22 protein-coding genes are annotated in these 23,441 nt (G+C 35.1%); 16 read left to right on the forward strand and 6 right to left on the reverse strand.

Annotation, left to right across the window (positions count from 1 at the left end):
* Window positions 1-45: 45 nt before the first annotated feature.
* The 4 genes from NBX25_RS16575 to NBX25_RS16590 all read left to right on the forward strand — a co-directional run bounded on the left by NBX25_RS16575 (window position 46) and on the right by NBX25_RS16590 (window position 4,580).
* Complete coding sequence (locus tag NBX25_RS16575; RefSeq protein ID WP_123857160.1) at window positions 46-276, forward strand: hypothetical protein; 231 nt, start codon at window positions 46-48, stop codon at window positions 274-276.
* A 31-nt stretch (window positions 277-307) separates the two neighbouring features.
* A complete protein-coding gene (locus NBX25_RS16580; protein WP_250254418.1) occupies window positions 308-2,848 on the forward strand; it encodes a YfhO family protein in 2,541 nt (846 codons plus the stop codon).
* Window positions 2,849-2,910: 62 nt separating this feature from the next.
* Window positions 2,911-3,219, forward strand: a complete 309-nt coding sequence (locus tag NBX25_RS16585; protein WP_250254419.1) for a GIY-YIG nuclease family protein — start codon at window positions 2,911-2,913, stop codon at window positions 3,217-3,219.
* A 68-nt stretch (window positions 3,220-3,287) separates the two neighbouring features.
* Window positions 3,288-4,580: a glycosyltransferase family protein gene (locus NBX25_RS16590; RefSeq protein WP_250254420.1), complete on the forward strand. Its 1,293-nt coding sequence runs from the start codon at window positions 3,288-3,290 to the stop codon at window positions 4,578-4,580.
* A gap of 107 nt (window positions 4,581-4,687) precedes the next feature.
* Here NBX25_RS16590 and NBX25_RS16595 read toward each other — a convergent pair whose 3' ends face one another.
* Entirely contained in the window at window positions 4,688-5,332 is a 645-nt protein-coding gene (locus NBX25_RS16595; RefSeq protein WP_250254421.1) for a hypothetical protein, read from the reverse strand.
* 234 nt (window positions 5,333-5,566) lie between these two features.
* Here NBX25_RS16595 and NBX25_RS16600 point away from each other — a divergent pair, with 234 nt between their 5' ends.
* Window positions 5,567-6,547: a YpdA family putative bacillithiol disulfide reductase gene (locus NBX25_RS16600; protein ID WP_123910656.1), complete on the forward strand. Its 981-nt coding sequence runs from the start codon at window positions 5,567-5,569 to the stop codon at window positions 6,545-6,547.
* A gap of 84 nt (window positions 6,548-6,631) precedes the next feature.
* On the opposite strand, the gene NBX25_RS16605 is transcribed toward NBX25_RS16600, so the two are convergent.
* The gene (locus tag NBX25_RS16605; protein ID WP_502799776.1) at window positions 6,632-7,825 is read right to left on the reverse strand and encodes an MFS transporter; all 1,194 of its coding nucleotides are present in this window, start codon (window positions 7,823-7,825) and stop codon (window positions 6,632-6,634) included.
* 304 nt (window positions 7,826-8,129) lie between these two features.
* Between NBX25_RS16605 and NBX25_RS16610 the strand changes: the two genes are divergently transcribed.
* Together NBX25_RS16610 and NBX25_RS16615 are read left to right on the forward strand one after the other, a co-directional pair.
* On the forward strand, window positions 8,130-9,008 hold the full coding sequence (locus tag NBX25_RS16610) for a helix-turn-helix domain-containing protein (RefSeq protein ID WP_250254423.1): 879 nt from the start codon (window positions 8,130-8,132) through the stop codon (window positions 9,006-9,008).
* A 90-nt stretch (window positions 9,009-9,098) separates the two neighbouring features.
* Entirely contained in the window at window positions 9,099-11,039 is a 1,941-nt protein-coding gene (locus NBX25_RS16615; RefSeq protein ID WP_123857166.1) for an oleate hydratase, read from the forward strand.
* Between the two features lie 161 nt (window positions 11,040-11,200).
* On the opposite strand, the gene NBX25_RS16620 is transcribed toward NBX25_RS16615, so the two are convergent.
* Both NBX25_RS16620 and NBX25_RS16625 read right to left on the reverse strand, forming a co-directional pair.
* Window positions 11,201-12,871: a glutamine--tRNA ligase/YqeY domain fusion protein gene (locus NBX25_RS16620; RefSeq protein ID WP_123857167.1), complete on the reverse strand. Its 1,671-nt coding sequence runs from the start codon at window positions 12,869-12,871 to the stop codon at window positions 11,201-11,203.
* An 87-nt stretch (window positions 12,872-12,958) separates the two neighbouring features.
* Window positions 12,959-15,967 carry an MFS transporter gene (locus NBX25_RS16625; protein ID WP_250254424.1) on the reverse strand — a complete coding sequence of 1,003 codons (3,009 nt, stop codon included), beginning with the start codon at window positions 15,965-15,967 and terminating at the stop codon, window positions 12,959-12,961.
* A 108-nt stretch (window positions 15,968-16,075) separates the two neighbouring features.
* Here NBX25_RS16625 and NBX25_RS16630 point away from each other — a divergent pair, with 108 nt between their 5' ends.
* The 8 genes from NBX25_RS16630 (at window position 16,076) to NBX25_RS16665 (ending at window position 19,569) form a co-directional block, all read left to right on the forward strand.
* Entirely contained in the window at window positions 16,076-17,206 is a 1,131-nt protein-coding gene (locus NBX25_RS16630; RefSeq protein WP_250254425.1) for an alpha/beta hydrolase, read from the forward strand.
* Between the two features lie 476 nt (window positions 17,207-17,682).
* On the forward strand, window positions 17,683-17,850 hold the full coding sequence (locus NBX25_RS16635) for a bacteriocin-like protein (RefSeq protein WP_164464460.1): 168 nt from the start codon (window positions 17,683-17,685) through the stop codon (window positions 17,848-17,850).
* Between the two features lie 142 nt (window positions 17,851-17,992).
* A complete protein-coding gene (locus NBX25_RS16640; protein WP_250254426.1) occupies window positions 17,993-18,163 on the forward strand; it encodes a bacteriocin-like protein in 171 nt (56 codons plus the stop codon).
* Window positions 18,164-18,267: 104 nt separating this feature from the next.
* Complete coding sequence (locus tag NBX25_RS16645) at window positions 18,268-18,423, forward strand: bacteriocin-like protein (protein WP_250254427.1); 156 nt, start codon at window positions 18,268-18,270, stop codon at window positions 18,421-18,423.
* A gap of 250 nt (window positions 18,424-18,673) precedes the next feature.
* Window positions 18,674-18,844 carry a bacteriocin-like protein gene (locus NBX25_RS16650; RefSeq protein ID WP_164464459.1) on the forward strand — a complete coding sequence of 57 codons (171 nt, stop codon included), beginning with the start codon at window positions 18,674-18,676 and terminating at the stop codon, window positions 18,842-18,844.
* Between the two features lie 39 nt (window positions 18,845-18,883).
* Window positions 18,884-19,054, forward strand: a complete 171-nt coding sequence (locus NBX25_RS16655) for a hypothetical protein (RefSeq protein ID WP_250254428.1) — start codon at window positions 18,884-18,886, stop codon at window positions 19,052-19,054.
* Between the two features lie 56 nt (window positions 19,055-19,110).
* Window positions 19,111-19,263, forward strand: a complete 153-nt coding sequence (locus NBX25_RS16660; protein ID WP_250254429.1) for a bacteriocin-like protein — start codon at window positions 19,111-19,113, stop codon at window positions 19,261-19,263.
* A 153-nt stretch (window positions 19,264-19,416) separates the two neighbouring features.
* Window positions 19,417-19,569, forward strand: coding sequence for a bacteriocin-like protein (locus NBX25_RS16665; RefSeq protein ID WP_164464457.1), 153 nt, complete (start codon window positions 19,417-19,419; stop codon window positions 19,567-19,569).
* Here the strand turns inward: NBX25_RS16665 and NBX25_RS16670 are convergent, their stop codons facing one another.
* Window positions 19,570-20,574, reverse strand: a complete 1,005-nt coding sequence (locus NBX25_RS16670; RefSeq protein WP_250254430.1) for an o-succinylbenzoate synthase — start codon at window positions 20,572-20,574, stop codon at window positions 19,570-19,572. It abuts the gene before it with no gap.
* Window positions 20,574-21,590 carry a class 1 fructose-bisphosphatase gene (gene fbp, locus NBX25_RS16675; protein ID WP_068944199.1) on the reverse strand — a complete coding sequence of 339 codons (1,017 nt, stop codon included), beginning with the start codon at window positions 21,588-21,590 and terminating at the stop codon, window positions 20,574-20,576. The genes NBX25_RS16670 and fbp overlap by 1 nt, the downstream gene beginning before the upstream one ends.
* A 596-nt stretch (window positions 21,591-22,186) precedes the next feature.
* Between fbp and NBX25_RS16680 the strand changes: the two genes are divergently transcribed.
* Complete coding sequence (locus NBX25_RS16680; RefSeq protein WP_123910650.1) at window positions 22,187-23,425, forward strand: aspartate kinase; 1,239 nt, start codon at window positions 22,187-22,189, stop codon at window positions 23,423-23,425.
* Window positions 23,426-23,441: the final 16 nt, after the last annotated feature.

Here is a 23,441-nt window from a genome sequence, read left to right on the forward strand (position 1 = left end):
AGTCAATATTTGATTCTTACTCTTTAAACCTTAAATCAATTTATTATGAAGTACATTCTTGAGTTAGTACTGTCTGCCATTATTATTTTCTTTGTCTGGAATATTCTGAAAAGAATTTTCTTTAAGACATTTTACAGCTACAGGTTCAATAACCAACAGCATAATAATTCAAGAGAGGATATCCACAACTCGAATAAGAATAACAAAAAAGACCTTAAATGGGATGCGGAAACCGTAGACTATGAAGAGGTAAAAGAGAGTAATGACAAAAGGTAAAAAATCCAAGAAATAAAAGATAATAACCAGCATGGCAAAAAACAAAAACTTAATTTATATTGCAGTTTCATTAGTAGTATTTATAGTTTTAGCATTTTTATATTCCACTCCTGTATTTTCAGGAAAACAGCTTTTCCAGCATGATATTGTGCAATACAGAGGGGGAGCAAAAGAACTTCTAGACTATAGAGCTAACACAGGAAATGAAACCTATTGGAGTGACTCCATGTTCGGGGGAATGCCGACTTATCAGATGGGTAGCCAGTTTAAGGGCGATATCATCAAGAAAATCGACAGCAATCTGAACTTCCTGCCAAGACCGGTCAATTATCTCTTCCTGCTTTTTGCAGGTTTTTTCCTTTTGGGAATGGTAGTGGTCAGAAACTGGAAATATGCCTTACTGGGCGCAACCTTTTTCGGGCTTTCCACTTATTTCTATATCATTATTGCTGCGGGACACAATGGAAAGGTAAATACCATTGAGTATTTCGCACCGCTTTTAGCCGGTATTTTACTGGTTTACATCCGAAAACAATACATCTGGGGATTCATTGTTACGACCCTTTTTATGGGACTTCAGATTGCAGCGAACCACCCGCAGATGACCTATTATCTGTTTCTGGCTTTAGGATTTTTATTCCTTTCTGAATTAATCAGAGCGATCCAGAAAAAGACTCCGATGAAACATTTCCTTATTTCTTCAGGAATCATCGCAGCCTCTTGTGTTATTGGAGTTGGAATGAATTCCCAAAGAATCATGGCCAATTCTGAATATGTAAAGGAAACTGTTCGTGGAAAACAGATCTTAACCAATGACAGCCATACTTCAGGAAAATCCGGAATGGATAAAGAAAGTATGCTGATGTGGAGCTACGGGCAACTGGAAACTTTAAACCTTTTCATTCCAAGATTAATGGGTGGCGGAAGCCAGGAACCGGAAGCTAAGGAAATGATGAACAAGGTACAGGAGCTTGTTCAGGAAAATGTAGGTTCGCAGGCTGAAATGGACAGAATTTCGAAAGGTTTCAGCGGAATGACCTATTGGGGAGATCAACCGGGAACTTCAGGACCAGCATACCAGGGAGCTATCGTATGTTTCCTTGCGCTATTAGGGTTCTTCTTTGCATCAAAAAAATACCGTTATTGGATCTTAGGAGCTTCTATTCTGACCATTTTATTGGCCTGGGGAAGCAACTTTATGCCTTTATCCGATTTCTTTATTGATTATGTTCCGTTTTACAATAAATTCAGAGCACCTTCTTCTATCCTTGTGGTAGTAGAGTTGCTATTCCCTTTAATTGCTATTTTAGGATTATACAGATTCTTCACAGATGAAAAGCTGACAGAGGAATACAAACAGAAAATTCTGATGTATGTAAGTGGTGGGACTTTAGGGTTACTGTTAGTTCTTTTACTATTCGGTAAATCATTGCTAGGGTTTTCTACTGCGGGTGAGAAGACTTACTTCCCTCCTTTCTTGTTGGATTATTTAGTGGATGAAAGATATAAGTTATTTAAAGCAGATGCTGTAAAAGCATTTATCTATGTAGCAATTGCTGCTGCTGCTTTATTCTTTAGCCTGAAGAAAAAACTTAGTCCTAATATTGCTTTGGCAGTGATTGGTATAGTAAGTTTATTTGATCTGTGGACGGTTAACAAACGTTATTTAAATGACGAAAACTATGTAGACAAAATCTTTGCAGAAAACCCTTTCCAGACAGAAAGCTCAGATCTATTAGTAGAAAAGACACAAGGAAATCCAAACCTTGAATCTATTTTATCTACTGTAAATATTAATAAGGCTTTAGAGACTATCGCGGATAAAGACAAGGCACATTATAGAATTTACAACCAAACTCTAGGGGTTACCAGTGAGACCAACACCTCTTACTTTAAAGCTTCTATCGGAGGTTATCATGCTGTAAAGCTAAGAAGATATGATGATGTATTGAATGCTTATATCAACAATATCGACAGTGTGAGAACTCCTAAAATCCTTAACTTACTGAATGCAAAATATATGGTTTTCGGAGGTCCGGATCAGCCTCAGGTTGTTCCTAATCCTAAAGCCAACGGAAATGCATGGTTTGTAAGTGATCTTAAGTTTGTAGATACACCTAACGAAGAAATTAAATCTATCGGGGAAATCGACAACAAAAAAACAGCTGTCATTGCAGCTTCTGACAAGGCTTATTTCAGTAATAAACCAGTTCAGGCTGACTCTACGGCATTTATCAATTTAACGACCTACCAACCTAACGAGATAGAATTTAAATCGCAGTCTAAAACGCCTCAGTTGGCTGTTTTCTCTGAAGTCTATTATCCTCACGGATGGAAGGTTCTTGTCGATGAAAAAGAGGTTCCTTATATCAAAGCTGATTATTTGCTTCGTGCGGTACACGTTCCTGCAGGAAATCACCACATCAGAATGGTATTTGAACCGGAAGTGATTGAAAAAGGAAAATGGATCTCACTTTTAAGTTTCGGATTATTTATTGCATTGGCTGCCTTTGGAATTTTCTGGATGAATAAGAACAAGAAAAAAGAAGCTTTAGCTGAACCGAGTGCCTAATGTAAACATTGTACTGTGTCATTCTGAATGGAGCATAGCGCAATGAAGAATCTCAAGTCAAAATGAAAACATTAGGAACACATAATTACTATGTTTATATACTAACCAATAAAGTAAAAACAGTATTGTATACGGGTGTTACCAATGATTTGAAAAACAGATTATATTGGCATCAACATCCAGAAGCTATTGATAAGAGTTTCACATCAAAATATAAATGCTTTTATTTAATCTATTTTGAGCATTTTGATGTTATTGAAACCGCAATAGCAAGAGAAAAACAAATAAAAGGCTGGACTCGAGAAAAAAAAGAAAACTTAATTACAGAATTCAATTCTGATTGGAAATTTCTGAATGAAGAGGTAGAATGAGATTCTTCACTACGCTACGCTTCGTTCAGAATGACAAATGAATGACAAACGTCTGATTTACCCAAGAAATGGAACAAAAGAAAATATTAATTATCACCTATTACTGGCCTCCTGCGGGAGGCCCTGGTGTTCAAAGGTGGCTGAAATTTGCTAAATATCTGCCGGATTTTGGATGGAAACCGGTGATCTATACTCCAGAGAACCCAAGCTATCCATTGATGGATGAAACACTGATGAAGGATGTTCCTGAAAATATTGAAATCGTTAGAACCAAGATCTGGGAGCCTTATCAGCTTGCTGAAAAGCTTAATAAAAGCAATAAAAAATTCAAGGCTGGACAATTTGATGTAGGAAAAAATCAAAGCTGGAAATCCAAGCTTTCTATTTGGGTAAGAGGGAATTTTTTCATTCCTGATGCCAGAGTTTTCTGGGTAAAACCCTCTATTACATTTCTGGAAAAATATTTACAGGAAAATAAGATTGATACCATTGTAACTTCTGGCCCGCCCCACTCCCTTCATCTGATTGGATTAGGCTTAAAAGATCAATTTCCCAACCTTAAATGGATTGCTGATTTCCGCGATCCATGGACAGAAATTTCCTATTATAAACACCTGAAGCTTACCAAGAGTTCAGATAAAAAACACCGTCAACTGGAAAGTGCTGTGTTTAAAAATGCCGACATTACCCTGGCAACAAGTTATACGGATGCCGACAATTTCAGAAAAGCCGGAGCCAATGCGGTTTGTATTACGAATGGTTTTGACGAAAGTGATTCAAAAGAAAATACAGCACAGCAAAAAGAGTCCAATACAACTTTTGTATTAAGTTATATCGGAGTTCTGGAACAACTTAGAAATCCGGAAAATCTTTGGAAAGCACTGGATGAACTGGTAAAGGAAAATGAAGAATTTGCAAAGTATTTCAGCTTAAAATTTGTAGGCAGAATCGATGATAAGATTCTGAATACCCTAGAAAATTCAAATCTGAAAAATCATATTTTGAACTTGGGTTATCTTTCACATGGCAAAGCGGTGGAAGAAATGCAGACTTCAGAAATATTGCTGATTACCAATTTTCCGAACGAATCTTCAAAAGGAATTATTCCCGGAAAAATATTTGAGTACCTGGCCTCCGGAAAACAAATCCTTTCATTTGGCCCCAATCAGGCTGATGTTGCCAGAATACTGGAGGAAACCCATGCAGGGAAACATTTCAGCTATAATGATTCCGAAACCGTAAAAAGATTCATCCTTGAAAAGTTTGAACTTTGGAAAAACGGGAATCTTTCTGAAAACACACAACATATTGACCAGTTTTCCAGAAAAAACCTCACCCAACAACTGGTCGAAATTTTATAAAGAAGCATCAGTAATTTTCAAACTACAAAAGCCACAAAAGTGTTTAAAATAAAACTTTTGTGGCTTTTGTGATTAAACTAGAAAGTAGCTAATCTTTTTTACCCTTCTTAAATTGTCCATTGGTCATTCACCACGGCAATCAGATAGTATTCTCCCTGGAACTCTTCAAATACAAAACGAAGGGTCTTCCAGTCCATTTCACCATTCTTTTCAGTTCCTTTGATATAGTTTTCTGTAAAATCTTTCTTAGGGTAGATTTTTTCAAGGTTATTCAGAGAGTTTCCGCCACCAATAAATTTGTTCAAAGAATACTGAGATGCAGTAAAATCTGCAGCAAAAACCCATTTTCCAAGATAGTCATTAATTGTTGCTTTATAAGGATCTCCGGAACCATCCTTTGCCCCCCAGGTAAATAATGTTTTTGTAGGTTGGTATTTTTCAAACTCTTCTTTAGAGAAATGTTTATCTCCTTTGGGATCTACAAAAGCATACATGGAGAAACTAATTCCCTTTTCGGGATGAATTAATGAAGCAAATGTTTTATAATCCTTAGCTTTCAAGGCTTGTAAAACCTCATCATTAACCTTTTTAATATTACCTTCTTTCTTTACTTTTTCTTTAGCAATTGTTGCACTATCCAATGGTGTTACACGGGTAATGGTATCAGTTTCACTGGGAACCGGCTTTCCTGCTTCTTTCTTACAGGCTACCACCAGGCTCAGCATAAGTATTGAAACGAATAGTTTTTTCATATCTTTTAGTTTTGTAATAGATAGAAAAACACCAAAACTGATGCCAATGCGGGGGATTCGGGGTGTAGAATTCGTAATACGGTGGTCAGTGATGCGATGTTTTAAAGTGTAAGATTCCAAGTTAGTATTCTTTCAATAGTTTTATCCTTCCTATTTTATTCTTCAGGGCTGCTTATCAGTAATCTTCTCTGTTTCAATGAAGGCTTTTTCCCAATTACATTGTACCTTTGGGATATGGAAATTTTGGATATTCTCATTATAGGAGCAGGGCCTATTGGTATCAACTGTGCCATTGAAGCCCAGAAAAACAACTTGAATTATTTAATCATAGAAAAAGGAACCATTGTCAACTCATTATACAATTATCCTTTATATATGCGGTTCTTTTCTACCGCTGAGAAACTGGAAATTGATGGAACTCCCTTTATTTCCACCGCTCCCAAACCGGGAAGGCAGGATGCTTTGGAATATTACCAGGGAATTGCCCGGCAAAAGAATCTGAATATTCACCTTTATGAAAAAGTGTTGAACGTATCCAAAACCCTTGATATATTTGATATCGAAACAACAAAAGGAAATTATAAAGCTAGAAATGTCGTGATTGCCACAGGATTTTATGATATTCCGAACCTTATGAATATTCCGGGTGAGGAACTTCCGAAGGTGAAGCATTATTATACCGAACCTTATCCGTATGCAAGGCAGAAAGTGGTAGTGATAGGATCAAGCAATTCCGCGGTGGATGCTGCTCTGGAAACGTATAGAAAAGGAGCTGAAGTGACTATGATTATCCGTCATTCAGAGATTTCAAAAAGTGTGAAATATTGGGTAAAACCGGATATTGAAAACAGAATTTCAGAAGGAAGTATTAAAGCGTATTTTAATGCTGAAATGATGGAGGTAAAAGAAAATTTTGTGATTTTCAAGGATGAAAAAAACCAAATTCATGAGATTGAAAATGATTTTGTTCTGGCCATGACAGGCTACCTTCCTGATTTTGAATTTTTGAAAAATTCCGGAATTGACCTGAATGGGGATTGCCTGAATCCGTTTTATAATCCTGAAACTATGGAAACTAATATTCCTGATCTATATCTTGCAGGAGTCGTTTGTGGTGGAAAGGATACACATCTTTGGTTCATCGAAAATTCAAGGATTCATGCCCATATGATTGTTAATTCTATTTTATCTAAATCTTCTGTAAATAAATCATAGCTTTTGCAGTTAAAAAAATAGAAAGTATAAATAATAACCCCTGATTAAGTAATATGTAATCAGGGGTTATCTTATTTCTTCTCATTAATTTTCTTTTAAAACTAAATCCTCCTCCACTTTCTTCTTATCTTTAAGCATCCAGGGAATAACAAAATAAAGAGCTATTGCAATTCCCATGGCCAATACTCCAGTTCCAATCCATAAAGTGTTAAAGCCTAATTTATCCGCAATCAGAGTTCCTATATAAGGTGTAATGATAAATGCTATGGAAAATGACATCCCGTTCAGTCCCATATATGCTCCTTTATTATTCGCTCCGGATCGTAATGCAGTAATGGTTGACATAAAAGGTAACGTCCAGATTTCTCCAATACACAGCAGTGTCATAGATACCAATAAGGTAATCATGCTATAGTCGAAAGCCAGCATCGCATAGGAAAACCCACAAATGAGAGTACCAATCAGCATGGTAAACGCTAAGGTGAAATACTTTTCTGCGATCTGTACCAATCCCATTTCCAACAGAACGATCAGGAATCCGCTATACCCAAGAATATATCCAATATTCTGTTGACTGAGATGGGCAGTATCTTTATAAAAAATCGTCAACGTACTGAATAGCTGGAAGAAACAAACAGAGAATAACATACAAAGTATACAGTAAATCAAAAACTTATTATCTCGATAAGGCGAATTTTCTTTTTTAATAACTATTGCTTCCTTTACTTTTTTTGCTTCCTGTTTAGCCAATTTTGCACGGCCTTTAAAGAACCAAATATACATCAGTCCAGCCAATAAGGCAGCCAGCGCATTACTGTAAAACAGGAATTCATAGGAAATAGCAGACAGAATTCCTCCCAGTGCAGGACCTATGGAAAATCCTAAATTAACGGCCATACGGTTCAGAGAAAAAGCTCTTGTTATATTTTCCGGTTTCGCATATTTGGTAATCGCTACGGAGTTTGCCGGGCGAAACGTTTCGCTTACAATACTCTGAGCAAGAATAATTCCAGCCAACCCAGCTTCTGTCTCAAATAAAGGAATCATACAAAACAAAGGTACACTGAGCAGTAAACTCAAACTCTGTACCCTATATTCACCAATTTTATCGGTGACCATTCCACCCAGCCATGAACCAATAACCGAACCGATTCCAAAAAAACTCAGGACAATCCCTGAATTCTCAATGCTAAAATGTAAATGATCTGTCATATAAACTCCCAAAAATGGAAGTACCATAGAACCTGCCCTGTTGATGAGCATTACCAACGCCAGCATCCAACTCTCCTGCGAGAGTCCTTTGAAAGAACTCGTGTATATGTTTATTAGTTTCACAATAATATGTTGGGGGGAAAATTTGAAAGTGCAAAGTTAGGTAAAAATCACTGCAACACCCTTTATTTTAAGCCTTTTTTACGAATAACATTTATAAGAATAAACAATCAACTGTATCCGGATAAAAACGAATATTTTCGATATATAAGATTTAAAATCATTTATAAAATTCGTAAATTGCAGTAACAACAGGTTTTTTAACCTTAAATTTCATTGAACACCTATAAAAAATCAACCAACAGTAAGAATGGTAACCTACGAAAACTTACACGATACGCTGTCTTTTTATAGTATTGACTGCCGCGAATCCTACTACATATCCTCCGGAAAACCCATTTTTGAATTCCCAAAAACTTCTTTCAGAATGGATTATTATGCGCTTTGTATCTGTACTGCGGGAGAAATAAGTGTTGAAATAGATCATCATCAGTATAAAGCAGATGCACACAGTATTCTGGTGGCTGCTCCGTCTACGATTGTAAAATTTCTGAAAACCAGTCAGGATTTCAGAATGAAACTATTATTCTTCGATAAGAATTTTCTGATCAAAAATATCTCTAACCCTTTTATCATTGAGAAAATGAACCTGTTCTCCAAAGGTTCCTACAGTATTGTAAAAACCACTCCTAAAAATGCTTTGGTATTACAAGATCTTTTGGATTACCTCAAAAAGAAATCCAGAAAACAGGGAAAATTTACTGAAGAAATTGTTCGTACCATTATTTTCAATCTTCTGCTGGAAACCGCCGAAATCCTGGAAACGAAACATACGACAGCTTCTGATAAGGAAGAAGGAAAAAAAGATCTGTTCCTTAAATTCAGTCAACTGATCCGGGAAAATATCAGACAACACAGAACGGTTCAATTCTATGCCGATCAGCTTTGTGTTTCCAATAAATACCTTATCGAGGTCATCAAAAAAGCCAGTGGAAAGACTCCGCATGAAGTTATTGACGAAGCCTTATTGAAAGAAGCTTATGTCATGCTGGGAAATCCGGATCTGACAATTTCAGAAATAGCTTTTGAACTTCAGTTCAATTCCACCTCTGCCTTTGGTCGTTTTTTCAAAAAACATACATCCTTTGCTCCTTCTGAGTACAGAATAACGGAAAATATCCAGTCCTAGGAATTTCGGGATACTAATTCTGACATTAGGGATATACATCGCATTTTGAATAGGGGTACCTTTATCATGTTCATTAAAAACAAAAACAAAATGAGTACGATCAATTCAAAATTCGACAACGTTTTAAATACCTCTGATCAGTTTGGGAAAGTAAATCACGAACCGGATTCAAGCAAAGAAGTTCAGATTAACACTCCTGAAAAGACCATGCCTTTTTCAGACCAGATCGGAAACTATCAAAGAAATAAAGGGATTCCTTTACAATCCTACGAAAACAGCAAAATTTATATTGTCGGAAGCGGAATTGCAGGGATGTCTGCAGCATACTATTTCATCCGTGACGGCCATGTTCCGGGTAAAAACATCATTTTCCTGGACCAGCTTGCTATAGAAGGCGGTTCATTAGATGGAGCCGGGAATCCAAAAGATGGTTATATCATCCGCGGAGGACGTGAAATGGATATGACTTATGAAAATCTATGGGATATATTCCAGGATATTCCTGCTTTGGAATTGCCTGCACCTTACAGTGTCCTGGATGAATACCGTCTCATCAATGATAATGACCCCAACTATTCAAAAGCAAGATTAATTCATAACCAGGGACAAATTCAGGATTTCAGCAAATTCGGATTGGAGAAAAAAGATCAATTGGCTATTGTCAAACTTTTATTAAAGAAAAAAGAGGAGCTTGATGATCTCAGCATTGAAGATTATTTCTCAGAATCATTCCTGAACAGTAATTTCTGGTTCTTCTGGCGTTCAATGTTTGCCTTTGAAAACTGGCACAGCTTACTGGAACTGAAGCTGTATATGCACAGATTCCTCCACGCTATTGATGGAATGAAAGACTTTTCATGCCTTGTATTCCCTAAATACAACCAGTATGATACCTTTGTTACTCCTCTAAAGAACTTCCTGGTAGAAAAAGGAGTACAAATCCAGTTCGATACTTTGGTAAAAGATCTTGATGTTCATATTAATACGGAAGGAAAAACAGTAGAAGGCATTATTACTGAACAAAATGGAGAAGAAGTAAGAATACCCATCGGAAAAGATGATTACGTAATTGTAACTACCGGATCTATGACGGAAAGTACTTTCTACGGAGATAACAATACAGTACCGGAAGTCACCATAGACAACAGCAGTGCCGGACAAAGTGCCGGATGGAAATTATGGAAAAATCTTGCCGCCAAATCTGAGGTCTTCGGGAAACCTGAAAAATTCTGTAGCCATATTGAAAAGTCTTCGTGGGAATCTGCAACATTAACGTGCCGTCCTTCTGCATTTACAGAAAAATTAAAAGAATTATGTGTGAATGATCCTTATTCCGGAAAAACAGCTACTGGAGGTATTATTACAATTACAGATTCTAACTGGGTAATGAGTTTTACCTGCAACAGACAGCCACACTACCCGACCCAGCCGGATGATATCCTAGTAGTATGGGTATATGCCTTATTGATGGATAAAGAAGGAAATTACATCAAAAAAACAATGCCAGAATGTACTGGAAATGAAATTCTTGCTGAATTATGCCATCACCTCGGAATGACAGATCAGCTTGATAATGTGATTGAAAATACAATTGTCCGTACTGCATTTATGCCTTATATTACCTCTATGTTTATGCCTAGAGCTCAGGGAGACCGTCCAAGAGTAGTTCCTGAAGGCTGTACTAATTTAGGTTTGGTTGGGCAATTTGTAGAAACTAACAATGATGTTGTGTTCACTATGGAAAGTTCTGTAAGAACAGCCAGAATAGCGGTATATAATCTTCTTAACCTCAACAAGCAGGTTCCAGATATTAACCCGTTACAGTATGATATCCGACATTTATTAAAAGCGACTCAGGCATTAAATGACTATAAACCGTTCTTAGGAGAAGGAATCTTAAGAAAAATTTTGAAAAACACTTACTTTGAGCATATACTGGTTGACCGTCCTGAAGAAAAAGAGGAACATGAATCTTTCTTTATGGAGCAGGTTGGTAAATTCCAGGATTGGATCAAAGGCGTGAAAGGCTAAAACATTTTGACAATTAATATTGGAAGTCATATTCTATGTATCTATGTGGTAAAATAAAAATTAAATTATTTTGAACATAGTCACATAGAATTTACATAAATAAAAAACAGGACTTATTTCTAAGTCCTGTTTTTTATTTATGGATTATTCCTTATAGCTTATTAAGGCTTAAAAGAATCTTTTAATGTTACTGTACGGTTGAATACCAATGCATCATCCGTAGAATCCTGATCTTTTGTAAAGTATCCGATTCTCTGGAACTGAAGTGGTTCACCCACAGCTACATCTTTCAGGCTTGGTTCAGCAAAACCTTGAATCGTAGCTACAGATTCGGGGTTGATAAAGTTTAAGAAGTCTACATCTTTTTCAGCATCAGGCTGTTCTACGGTAAACAATTGGTTGTAAATTCTTATTTCTACAGGGATTGCATGTTTAGCCGACACCCAGTGAAGTGTTCCTTTTACTTTTCTTAAGCTTTCTTCTGTTCCGCTTCCGGACTTACTCTTCTCATCATAAGTAGCATAGATGGTAGTGATTTCACCATTTTCATCCTTCTCTACTCTTTCAGCTTTGATAATGTATGCTGATTTTAAACGAACTTCACCCCCTAATTTAAGTCTGAAGAATTTATTATTAGCTTCTTCTTTGAAGTCTTCACGTTCGATATACAGTTCTCTAGAGAAAGGAATTTCTCTGGTTCCTGCATTCTCCTGTTCAGGATTATTTTCAGTTTCTACCCATTCTTCTTTATCTTCAGGATAGTTTTCGATCACTAATTTTACCGGATCTACTACTGTCATTACACGTTTAGCCACCTTATTCAGGTCTTCACGTACACAGAAATCAAGCAATTGGATCTCGATCAGATTTTCTCTTTTTGCCACCCCTACTTTATCAATAAAATTTCTGATAGAAGTGGGTGTGAAACCTTTTCTTCTCATTCCTGAAATGGTAGGCATTCTTGGATCATCCCATCCTGTCACTACTCCTTCAGCTACTAATCTTTGTAGTTTTCTTTTAGAAGTAATCATGTAAGATACATTCATTCTTGCAAATTCTCTTTGCTTGTTCTTAACCTTACCTTCTTCATAAACCTGATCCAAATACCAGTTGTACAACGGTCTGTGATTTTCAAATTCCAAAGAACAAAGCGAATGCGAAATTTGTTCTATATAATCGGATTCACCATGAGCCCAATCGTACATTGGATAGATTTTCCAAGCCGTACCCGTTCTATGGTGAGGCTTATTTAAAATTCTATACATAACAGGGTCACGCATATTCATGTTTGGTGAAACCATGTCGATTTTTGCACGAAGAGACATTGAACCGCTTTCGAATTCTCCGTTTTTCATTCTTTCGAATAAATCTAAAGACTCTTCAACAGGACGGTTTCTATATGGAGATTCAATTCCTGGTTCTGAAGGATTTTTTCTTTGCTCGGTAATCACTTCAGAGGGTTGCTCATCTACATAAGCTTTGCCATCTTTAATTAATTGTACTGCCCAATCGTAAAGCTGCTGGAAGTAATCGGATGCGTACAAAACTTTATCCCATTTGAAACCTAACCATTCAACGTCTTTCATGATAGAATCTACGAATTCCTGTTCTTCTTTTTCAGGATTCGTATCGTCGAAACGAAGGTTTACGGGAGCATTGTATTTTTCACCCAGCCCAAAGTTGATGCAGATGGCTTTTGTATGCCCTACATGCAGGTAACCATTAGGTTCAGGTGGAAAACGGAAACGGATCTGATCCTTGTTCAAACCGTTTGCCAGATCATCTTCAATAATTTGCTCAATAAAATTGAGTGATTTTTTTTCTTCTTCCATTAAATTAGCTTTTGTTTATAGCAAAAAAAGTGGTACAAAGTTACGGAAAATTTGGGGTTCAGAAAACCCTAATTGATAACAGCTTTACTATCTTTTTTCATAATTTTTTAAATCATTGATTAAAATGTCCAATCGTCCTTTTGGAGCAACAGTTGATATTTTTTCAGAGCCAGCAGGCTTTACCCCAAAATAAAACCCTTTTTTAGAAAGTTCTTTCTGAAGACTTTCCGCCAAATCCTTATCTCCTATATTGAAATACCGTATCGTATTTTCTCCTGAGAAAGAGACTTTCTGATATCCTGGCACCGTAAACACATAGGTGTTGTTTTTTCTTCCTTCAGAAACTGTGGCACTTACTTTATTGCGGATATAATTACTGATATCATTAACAAACTTTTCATCAACATTTTTAGTATAATTAAGGTAGACTGTAGAAACCTTTTTATCAGTATTCACAGAAATATTTTTATGTACTGCAGTGGAGATACTATCCAAAAACCTGTTATATCTTACAGCATTCTCGTCCAATTCGCGCGTTATATTTTTTTGTTGTGCCAGAATATTAGAGGTCAAGATATTATTATTTTTAGCTTGTGCTATCCTTCTGCTATCCGAAGCTTCTTTATTCTTTGCGAAATAATCATTCCGACTAGCTTCTATCCTTTTTAAATTACCAATAATAACTCCCGCACCCTTATCTTTTCTTCCATACTGAAGCATTTCGTTAATTGTTTTTGTACTAATTAACCTTGTGGTAGCAAATTTCTCAGAATTTTTGAGGGGTAAATATTCATCAATACTTCCTTCTTCTTGCTTTGACATATTCACTTCTTCTTCTAATGCTTTCAATGCATCCTCAGCATGTCCTTTAAAAGGAGTTTTATACGTTTGGCTTATCGTATAATAGATCATAGATTTACCAAAAATATTAAAGGTATTTTCTGTAGCAGGTTCTATATTTTTTTTCTTTTTTAATTCTCCCTCATCTTCTGAAATGAAACACATAAGTATGAACCGGATTTGTCTATTGGGATATAGATCTGCAAGGTCTTTTTTATAATACCTTTTGAGCTTTTTATAAACAGCCAGTGTAGTAGATGTTCCTGTGTTTTCATAAAACCCACCATCACCAAGATTTCCTATTCCGGGCACCAAATTATAGGTACTTAATATTGGAAATGCCTGACTTTGAGCAACGGCAGCAGAAATGGGAATATAACTACTATTACCTTCTTTTGTTTTGGCAAATTCTTCAGCAATATCTTTTGCGCGAATCCCTTGATTACAAAACTTAACAGGAGAAAAAATAGCTTTCTCGCCTGTATTCATTAATGTTGTATTAAGAAAAAGTAAAGGATTTAAAGGTTTTGATGAACTCATCTTATTTTTAGGATACCACAAATTGAAATAATCCTGATCAAAATAAGATCTAACAGAATCCAAATTCTTTGCATGTACTAATTCAGCAGCTTCCACCATCGCATTGGCTTCTTCCTTTTGCAGGATATAATTTCGATCAACCTTTTTACTGGAAATGGAAATAAGAGGATTAATCGTGAAATCAGAAAACATCAACCCTAAAAAATTGCTGCTAAAATAATTTCTGTTATAAATTTTACGTACTATATTATCCCGTTCTTCCTTCATAAAACTGGCATCGATATCTTCAGACAAAACATTATTAGTTTTAATGGCAAGGTAAAAATTGGCTCCATTCGATGATCCTGAAACAGTGGAAATACTAAAAATATTTTTATAAAACTGAGGATTGGTAGCATCTGCATTAAGTAATCCCGAAAGCAGCCATGTTCCAGCTGTAGAGCCACCTCCTTGCCCGGAAATAAGAAATATATCAATAGGTTCATTATTATTTGGGTCATCAATATGATGATTATGGCATAGCCATTCATAAAATCTGTCTTCTAAGGTATCTCTATTATCAATTAATGTATCTGCCTTTTTTTCAAATTGAGATACATCTTGATTTGATCTTTTTATCATGTAGATTTTTTTATCCTGAAGAAGTAAAAAATAGAGAGCAAGCAGAACCAAACTTCCAAAAAAAATGTACTCCTGCCAATCATATTTAGCTGTTGGTTTCTTTCTGCTATAGCTGATCGTAATAATAATTCTTGGAGTTGTATATAATAATTCAAAGACCAATACCAAAACAGCAGAAACAATAATTAATATCACTGTAGGAGATATCCATATCAGCTTGGAATATAAACTCAGCACACAGAAAATTAATAAAAAAAGTCCACTCAAAATCAGTACTGCTCGATGAATTTTTCTACTGAATTCATATCTGGATTTTGTATCTGCTCTCTCTTTTTCCTTATAAATCAAAAACAAAAATGTCATCAAAATGCATAAGAAATTGTAGATGATCAGAGCAATCAAAAAGTAGCAATAGGATATTTCTGTACTTAATTCCAATTGTACATCTTTAAAAATGAAAACTATTAACGGAAATACAAGAAAAATAACAAAAAACATCAAAAATGCATTCAATACCTTTTTGTGATTTCTATTGGCTATAAAAAGACGATATAGCTTACTTGACTTTTGATTTAATACAGCTAAAACAGTAAAGGATAAAAACAATATAAGTACAAATAAGGCAATATATGTTAAGTCTTTATCCATCCACTCTTTACGTACCTCTTTCTTTATCAACTCAACTAAAGATTTTGCCAAACACACCACTAATGTAGTGTTATAAATAATCCAGGGAGCTATCGCTATATACTTTACCGGAACCTGGTTTCGTTTTTTGTTTCTCCGGCCGTTATAAATCTTTTCAAAACCACGATAATAAAATTCTACGACTTTAGGTTCTGTTTTAGAACCTAAAAATGTTTTTAAAAATGCTCCAGGAATCACCCATAAGGAAATAGTAAGCAATATAAATGCTAACACAATATAAAAAACATTAGGCAGATTTCCAGCATCACTCAAAGCATAAATAAAATCATTACTTACATCTGAAACTACGAATAGTAAAAAAACAAAGAAAACAGACAAAAAGATATAAATCCCATTCGCTTTAATGGTATTATAAATCTTTTCCACATAGTAGATTAAAGTTTCCATGGTATTCGTTTTAGTGGTATTAAAATTACCTAAACCAGGAGTTTTAACAAATCACCCGAAAGGGGTATTTTGATTCATTATTTTTATTAACTTTATAAAAAACTAATCATGGCCGTTTACATCTTAAGCAATCGGAAAATCGTCCGTCATAAAGGCGAAAAAGTAGATTCTTTTTCCAATGACGAATATTCAATTCCTAACTTCAGGATTGCAAAATGTGATTTTGACAGTTATAAGGAACCTACAGCTGCGGCCAAAAAGAAAAAAGACTATACCAACAGAAACATTCTGAATTACAAATTGTTCTCTGAACCTGAAAAGCAAGGCTATGAAGAAGTTTTGGACGTTTTACTCAATGAAAAAGGGATTAAAAAATCGCCTCTCACAGCCAATAATCTTGGCGGAACCCAACGACTATTCTACGAATTATACAAAAATATGTCTGCCACCAAGGACAGAAGTGATGTTCTAATATTCATCCATGGTTATCTGTATGACTTTGATGATGAATTAAAGGCTATTCTTGATCTAAAAAAAATATTCATTGACAATCCCGCTTCTCCTGTTGAACATATTTTATTTGTGAGCTGGCCGGCTTCCGGCAGTATTATTCCATTGAGCTATTTTGATGACAAGGCATCAAGCATCAACTCCGGAACATCATTGTTGAGGCTCTTCTATTTTTACACTCAGTTTTTAAAGGATATTTTTTCCAATCGTGATCTGATCCCATGCAACCAGAGAATTCATATTATGGCACACTCTATGGGAAACAGAGTTCTTCAAAGTATGCTGTACAGTCTCAAAAGAGAAAATATTCTAAGAGTTATCGATCAGGTGATTTTATTGAATGCTGATGTTTCTTATAAAGTATTTGAAGACTCTGAAGATTCTTTCAATAAATTACCTCTGCTGGCTAACCGGATTTCTATTTATCTGAACAGGCAGGATCTCATCCTGGGAGTCTCCCAGTTTACCAAGAATATTCTTACCCCAAGACTTGGTAAAAACGGACCGAGTGATATTACGCCTTATAAAGATATCGTTTCTATCGTCGATTGTACTTTCGTGAAAGATGATGTATTAAGCAGTTTTAAATTTGAAGTCGGAAACCATTGGGGATACCTTTCCAGTTCACAGGTACAGAATGATATTTTTCAAAATTTATATGGAGTAGATAGGAATCTTATTAGCAATAGAATTAAAAATAACGAAAATATTTTCACAATTATTTCTTAACGATTAATTAAAAAAATCCTATAAAATCAGCCTTATGTTAAAGTTGACACTGACCTTATAAATGGCATAATGATTGCCAATTCAAATAATAGAGAATTACAATTTTTTTATCATGAAAAATATAAAAAAAAGGTTTTCATATATTTTAACTTATATAAAGAAAGCCATTTTCGTAAAAGATGTGATTTAAATGAATAATAACCTTTTTTAAAAAAACAATTAATTATCCGACCCTATAATTACTTTACCCTTTAAATATCTCCGGACTCCATTATTATAATTCCTACATTATTTTGCAGGGATTTTCTTCGTGACTTTTTTATGAATGATGATTAATATATTTCAACTTTCACTTTTGACATATTGATATAAAAATTCTATTATTCTGTTAAAAATCAATAAATTAATTCACCACATATTGTATAATTTAAAATGATTTTAGATATTTACTTATCAAACAAATTAAAATATATACAATGAAAAATCTAAGAAAATTAAACAAAGGAGAATTAAAGAGAATTAATGGAGGAAGACCTCCACTGGGATGTAATAACTGGAATCCGGCTGCAGCTTGTTGTAGAGCATGGGCAGAAGGCTACTGTGGTGGTACCACTTGTCCGGATTCACCTCCTCCATATTGCTAATTAATTACTTCATTCCTATTTTGAGCCCAAATAAACTCTTTCTGAGATTAAAACGGGATTTGAAATTATTTACAAATAAAGCTCCAATGCCTAAACTTTGTGGCATTGGACTTTTTCGTTAAAATCACCAAAAATAGCAGTTATGAAAAATAGCAAAAAACTAAAAAGAGGAACATTAAAAACTATCAAAGGAGGTTATATCCCTATGGGATGTATAGAATGGGATGGAAGAAACAGATGCTGTAGATCATGGGAACTTGACTACTGCAACAATCCTAGCTGTCCTGATGCACCACCTTCATTTTGCAATTAATTTTTCGCCATTATATCAAAAAAATAAAACTCCAATGTCTCAATACTATGAGATTGGACCTTTATAAATAAGCCAAAACTCATTAATCATTAAAAATAGTAATTATGAAAAATCTAAGAAAACTAGAAAAAGGAGAACTAAAAACTATCCAAGGAGGAAATATTCCAGTAGCACCCATAGGCTGCAACCTCTGGGATGAGAGAGCCAGATGTTGCAAAGAATGGGATTGGGGATATTCGGATAAACCAACTTGCCCTTAATATATTTATATTTTGAACCACAATAACTCATTTCTGAGATCTAAGTTTGATTCAAAATTATTTGTAAATAAAGCTCCAGTGCCTAAACCTTGTGGCATTGGAATTTTTTATTAATACTCTTTTATTGGCTCTGAGATGAAATTATTCAACAGCATACTGTAAATTTTTGGGTTCCCCCCTTCCCTTACATCTCCTGAATAATTTCATTCCCAAACTATGCCTAATTATCAATTATTTAAAAATATCAGTTATGAAAAATCTAAAAAGACTTCAGAGAGCAGAACTAAAAATCGTCAAAGGAGGAGATATTCCTATTGGCTGTGACACGTGGGATGCAGGAAAAAGATGTTGTAGGGAGTGGCAAACAGAATACTGTAACAGTCCTACATGCCCAGATGCCCCACCACCATTTTGTGGCTAATCTTACTCATCACTCAATAAAAACTATTAAATAACAATCATGAAAAATCTACAGAACAACTCAAAAAAACTAAGCAAAAGAGAATTGAAAATGATCAAAGGAGGAGTTATCCCTCGTGACTGTATGAGTTGGGATACAAGATTGAGATGCTGCAGACAATGGCTTCCTGAATCATCGGACAAACCTGTTTGCCCGGACAGTCCTTTTTAATTTAACGGCATTCTTGTATTAAGAGCTAAACCAACAAACTATTTAAAATATTTATTATGAAAAATCTAAGAAAACTAGAAAAAAGAGAATTAAAAAAAATTAATGGAGGAAATACCCCGGAAATCCCTATAGGCTGTGACAGATGGGATTTTAGAGCAAGATGTTGCAAAGAATGGGATTGGGAGAATCAAGGCAGGCCAACTTGCTAATTCCATTTTATATATTGAACTATTATGACTCATTTCTGAGATCTAAGCTGAATCAGAATTATTGATTCATAAAACTCCAATGCTTAAAACTTTATAACATTGGAGTTTTTTATTAAGTCAAGATCCAATTACCTCATCATAAAAAAATTAATTATGAAAAATCTAAAAAAATTAGAAAAAAGAGAATTGAAAATCATTAACGGAGGAAATATTCCGGTTGTACCCATAGGTTGCAATATATGGGACTCCAGAGCCAGATGTTGCAAAGAATGGGATTGGGAACATTCAGGTAACCCAACTTGCTAATTATTTTTTGAACCACAACAGCTCATTTCTAAGCTCCAGATTGGATTCGAAATTATTTGTAAATAAAGCTCCGGTGCCTAAACCTTGTGGCATTGGGCTTTTTTTTGTGAAGGTATATTGTGCAATGGCATTTAAGCCGATATTACTTTCTAATGCTGAAGTAATCCACCACCCAATATTCTGCTCCTCTGCCAGGGAAATCCATTCATCGGAACCAGCAAAACCTCCTACTAGCGCAGGTTTCAAAATAATATACTGCGGCTTTATGGTTTCTAAAAGCTTTTTCTTCTCTTCCAAGTCTGTAATTCCAATCAATTCCTCATCCAGAGCAATAGGAGTAGGCGTCTGAGCACACAATTCTGCCATACCCTTCCAATTTCCGGCTTTAATAGGCTGTTCAATAGAATGAATATGTAAATCTGCCAATTGTTGCAGAACTATTCCAGCTTCATCTATACTGAAGCCACCATTAGCATCTACCCGGAGCTCCAGCTGCTCTTTTGAAAATTTCCTTCTTAATTCCTGAAGAATAATATGTTCAGATTTCCAATCGACACCAATTTTTAATTTAATGCAGTGAAATCCTTTTTCGAGTTTATCCTGGATCTGTTCTTCCATATATCCAACATCACCCATCCAGATCAACCCATTGATGGTAATAGCAGATTTTCCTTCTGTAAACTCACTTGGAAAATAAAGATTTTCACCCAACTTTAGATTCTGAACAGCCTGTTCATATCCGAACCAAATAGATGGAAAGTCTTTTAATTCTTCTTTTAAGAAATCCGGATTTAGGTCAATATTTTCACAAAGCCATATTAACTTTTCTTCATAGTCCGACTTATCATCAAAGCTCAGCCCTCTGAAGACTGCACACTCTCCTATTCCTTTCTTTCCATCTTCTGAAATTTCAAGGATAAAGGTCTCCTTATCAAGCAAAACGCCACGAGATGTTCCACTCGGGCGTTTGAATTCTAATACATATTTAAAATAGGATGCTTTCATTATTTTACGCTGTCAATACGCATAAACTCTTCTGCTTTCTCCACCATGTCGATGCTTCCGCAGAAAAACGGAATTCTCTGGTGAAGTTCTGTAGGTTCTACTTCCAGAATTCTTCTGAAACCATCTGTAGCTTTTCCCCCAGCCTGTTCTGCAAGGAAAGCCATTGGATTACATTCGTATAATAACCTTAACTTACCATTAGGTGCCTGAGAATAAGATGGGTAAATATAAATTCCACCTTTCAGCATATTTCTATGGAAATCTGCCACCAAAGAACCGATATACCTGGAAGTATACGGGCGGTCGCCTTCTTCCATCTGGCAATATTTAAGATAATTTTTTACTCCCTGAGGGAATTTGATATAGTTTCCTTCGTTGATAGAATAGATCTTTCCTGTTTTAGGGAAAGTCATGTTTGGATGAGAAAGATAATAAGTTCCCAAAGAAGGGTCTAATGTAAATCCGTTCACTCCGTTTCCTGTTGTATAAACAATCATGGTAGAAGATCCGTATATTACATATCCTGCTGCAATCTGATTCACTCCTTTTTGTAAGAAATCTTCAAGCTGTACAGGCGTTCCCGGTTCGGTAACTCTTCTGTAAATTGAGAAAATGGTTCCTACGGAAACATTCACATCGATGTTTGAAGACCCATCCAAAGGATCAATCAACACCACATATTTACTTAAATGACCGTTTTCTCCACATTTAATATCAATAAAATCATCATTTTCCTCAGAAGCAATACCACAAACAACCTCTCTTTGAGACAAAGCTGTAATAAAAATTTCATTTGCAATGACATCCAGTTTCTGCTGTTCTTCCCCTTGAATATTCTGGTTTCCTGCAGCTCCTGTAATATCTACAATTCCGGCTTTATTTACTTCTCTATTAACCACTTTTGAAGCCAATCTTATAGCACTCAGAAGACGAGAAAATTCACCTGTTGAATATTGAAAATCGTCCTGCTTATCGATAAGAAATTCTCCTAAAGTCTGTAATGGTTGATTTGACATATTTTTTCTTTTTACTTTTCCCCCAAATTTCGGAAAATTTATTGCATTAAGAAAATTTAATTACAAAAGAGATTAAACACTGTGTATCAATACAATATAAACTCAACAAAACATAATAATAAATATCAGCTAATCATTTCTCTCCCATTTCGTTATCCCAAACCAATGAAAAATTCAGATAATTTATTTTAATGTAAAGCATAAATATAGAATGGAAAAACAGGCCTACTTATATTGCCAATTTTTTCAACCCAATTTTGGGTTTTTGCAAAAGCCAGCTGAATTTTTATTTTTTATTAAATAGGCTGAAGTACATTTCTATTGAAGTTCAAACATTATAGATGTTCTCTCACTTTTTGAAGTTCAATAAATAAATATTAAATAATGTATGGAACAAATAAGAGTCTTAATGATATCTTAATTCCCTCTATTCCTGCATTCAACCATTACCAACTATTTTATTCAAGGGTATTTTAAGGAAATCTTAATTCAACGGTATCATCAGCCTATTTCATATCTCGCTGTAAATTTATAATTTTGTCGTCCGTAAAAAACTCATGTAATTTTTATCTAACAATTTTATTTTTAACAATTTAATGAAAATTTTCAAGTTTGGTGGCGCGTCTGTGAAAGACGCCGACAGTGTGAAAAATGTGTCCATGGTTCTAGAAAGCCAGGGATTTGCCAAATGTTTGCTGGTAATTTCAGCAATGGGCAAAACGACCAATGAGTTGGAAAAAGTTGTAGAACTTTATTTCAAGAAGGATAACTATCAAACTGAGATTGAAAAGATAAAACGAAAACACATTGAGATTGCGGAGGGTCTTTTTCCTGAAAATCATGCGGTTTTTGCTGAAATCAATCTCTTTTTTGACGATATTGATTCTTTCTTAAGAAGAAATAAGTCTCCCAATTACAACTTTGTATATGACCAGGTGGTAAGCTGCGGAGAAATGATTTCTACCAAAATCGTAAGTGAGTATCTGAATGAGATCCAATTTACCAATCAATGGCTGGATGCAAGAGATTATGTAAAAACAGATAACTCTTACAGAGAGGGAGTTGTAGACTGGACAAAAACTGAAGAGTTTATTTCCAATTTAAATCCTGAACTTTGCTATGTAACGCAAGGTTTCATTGGTTCAGACGAAAATAATTTTACAGTAACGCTAGGGAGAGAAGGTTCTGACTATTCAGGAGCTATTTTTGCTTACTGTTTAAATGCTGATGCCATGACGATCTGGAAGGATGTACCGGGAGTAATGACCGGAGATCCTAGAAAGTTTAGTGATGTATCTCTGCTTTCTAATATCTCTTATGAAGAGGCTATTGAAATGGCTTATTATGGAGCAAGCGTAATTCACCCGAAGACACTGCAACCTTTACAACAAAAAAACATTCCTTTTTATGTCAAATCTTTTGTAGACCCTACTAAAGAAGGCACTAAAATAGGAGCTTCAGACAAAAACCAGCAGGAGGAATCTTATATCCTAAAAGAAAATCAGGATCTTTTAAAAATCTCGACAAGAGACTTCTCTTTCATCGCAGAAGATCATATGAGCCTGATATTCGGACACTTGTCTAAATATAAGATCAAAGTTTCCCTGATGCAGAATTCTGCCATTTCACTGGCATTATGTCTGGAGGATAAATTTAATCATCTTGAAGAGCTTAACGAAGAGCTTCAAAAAATTTTTAAAACCGAAGCAATTAAAAATGTATCTTTATTCACAGTAAGAAATGCGAAGATGGATCACATTGATAAATTTTACCATGAAAAAAATGTATTATTGGAACAAATTTCCAAGAATACACTTCAAATGGTAACACAATAATATTAATTGCGACTAA

Source organism: Chryseobacterium sp. Marseille-Q3244 (genome assembly GCF_940807095.1).
GTDB lineage: Bacteria > Bacteroidota > Bacteroidia > Flavobacteriales > Weeksellaceae > Chryseobacterium.

Coding starts and splice junctions, on each gene's coding strand:
- fbp (WP_068944199.1), bottom strand. CDS start 21,590: ATGTCAAATCAACCATTACAGACTTTAGGAGAATTTCTTATCGATAAG.
- NBX25_RS16655 (WP_250254428.1), top strand. CDS start 18,884: ATGAAAAATCTACAGAACAACTCAAAAAAACTAAGCAAAAGAGAATTG.
- NBX25_RS16600 (WP_123910656.1), top strand. CDS start 5,567: ATGGAAATTTTGGATATTCTCATTATAGGAGCAGGGCCTATTGGTATC.
- NBX25_RS16660 (WP_250254429.1), top strand. CDS start 19,111: ATGAAAAATCTAAGAAAACTAGAAAAAAGAGAATTAAAAAAAATTAAT.
- NBX25_RS16585 (WP_250254419.1), top strand. CDS start 2,911: ATGAAAACATTAGGAACACATAATTACTATGTTTATATACTAACCAAT.
- NBX25_RS16630 (WP_250254425.1), top strand. CDS start 16,076: ATGGCCGTTTACATCTTAAGCAATCGGAAAATCGTCCGTCATAAAGGC.
- NBX25_RS16575 (WP_123857160.1), top strand. CDS start 46: ATGAAGTACATTCTTGAGTTAGTACTGTCTGCCATTATTATTTTCTTT.
- NBX25_RS16620 (WP_123857167.1), bottom strand. CDS start 12,871: ATGGAAGAAGAAAAAAAATCACTCAATTTTATTGAGCAAATTATTGAA.
- NBX25_RS16680 (WP_123910650.1), top strand. CDS start 22,187: ATGAAAATTTTCAAGTTTGGTGGCGCGTCTGTGAAAGACGCCGACAGT.
- NBX25_RS16635 (WP_164464460.1), top strand. CDS start 17,683: ATGAAAAATCTAAGAAAATTAAACAAAGGAGAATTAAAGAGAATTAAT.
- NBX25_RS16625 (WP_250254424.1), bottom strand. CDS start 15,967: ATGGAAACTTTAATCTACTATGTGGAAAAGATTTATAATACCATTAAA.
- NBX25_RS16670 (WP_250254430.1), bottom strand. CDS start 20,574: ATGAAAGCATCCTATTTTAAATATGTATTAGAATTCAAACGCCCGAGT.
- NBX25_RS16665 (WP_164464457.1), top strand. CDS start 19,417: ATGAAAAATCTAAAAAAATTAGAAAAAAGAGAATTGAAAATCATTAAC.
- NBX25_RS16605 (WP_502799776.1), bottom strand. CDS start 7,825: ATGCTGGCGTTGGTAATGCTCATCAACAGGGCAGGTTCTATGGTACTT.
- NBX25_RS16595 (WP_250254421.1), bottom strand. CDS start 5,332: ATGAAAAAACTATTCGTTTCAATACTTATGCTGAGCCTGGTGGTAGCC.
- NBX25_RS16580 (WP_250254418.1), top strand. CDS start 308: ATGGCAAAAAACAAAAACTTAATTTATATTGCAGTTTCATTAGTAGTA.
- NBX25_RS16590 (WP_250254420.1), top strand. CDS start 3,288: ATGGAACAAAAGAAAATATTAATTATCACCTATTACTGGCCTCCTGCG.
- NBX25_RS16645 (WP_250254427.1), top strand. CDS start 18,268: ATGAAAAATCTAAGAAAACTAGAAAAAGGAGAACTAAAAACTATCCAA.
- NBX25_RS16610 (WP_250254423.1), top strand. CDS start 8,130: ATGGTAACCTACGAAAACTTACACGATACGCTGTCTTTTTATAGTATT.
- NBX25_RS16640 (WP_250254426.1), top strand. CDS start 17,993: ATGAAAAATAGCAAAAAACTAAAAAGAGGAACATTAAAAACTATCAAA.
- NBX25_RS16615 (WP_123857166.1), top strand. CDS start 9,099: ATGAGTACGATCAATTCAAAATTCGACAACGTTTTAAATACCTCTGAT.
- NBX25_RS16650 (WP_164464459.1), top strand. CDS start 18,674: ATGAAAAATCTAAAAAGACTTCAGAGAGCAGAACTAAAAATCGTCAAA.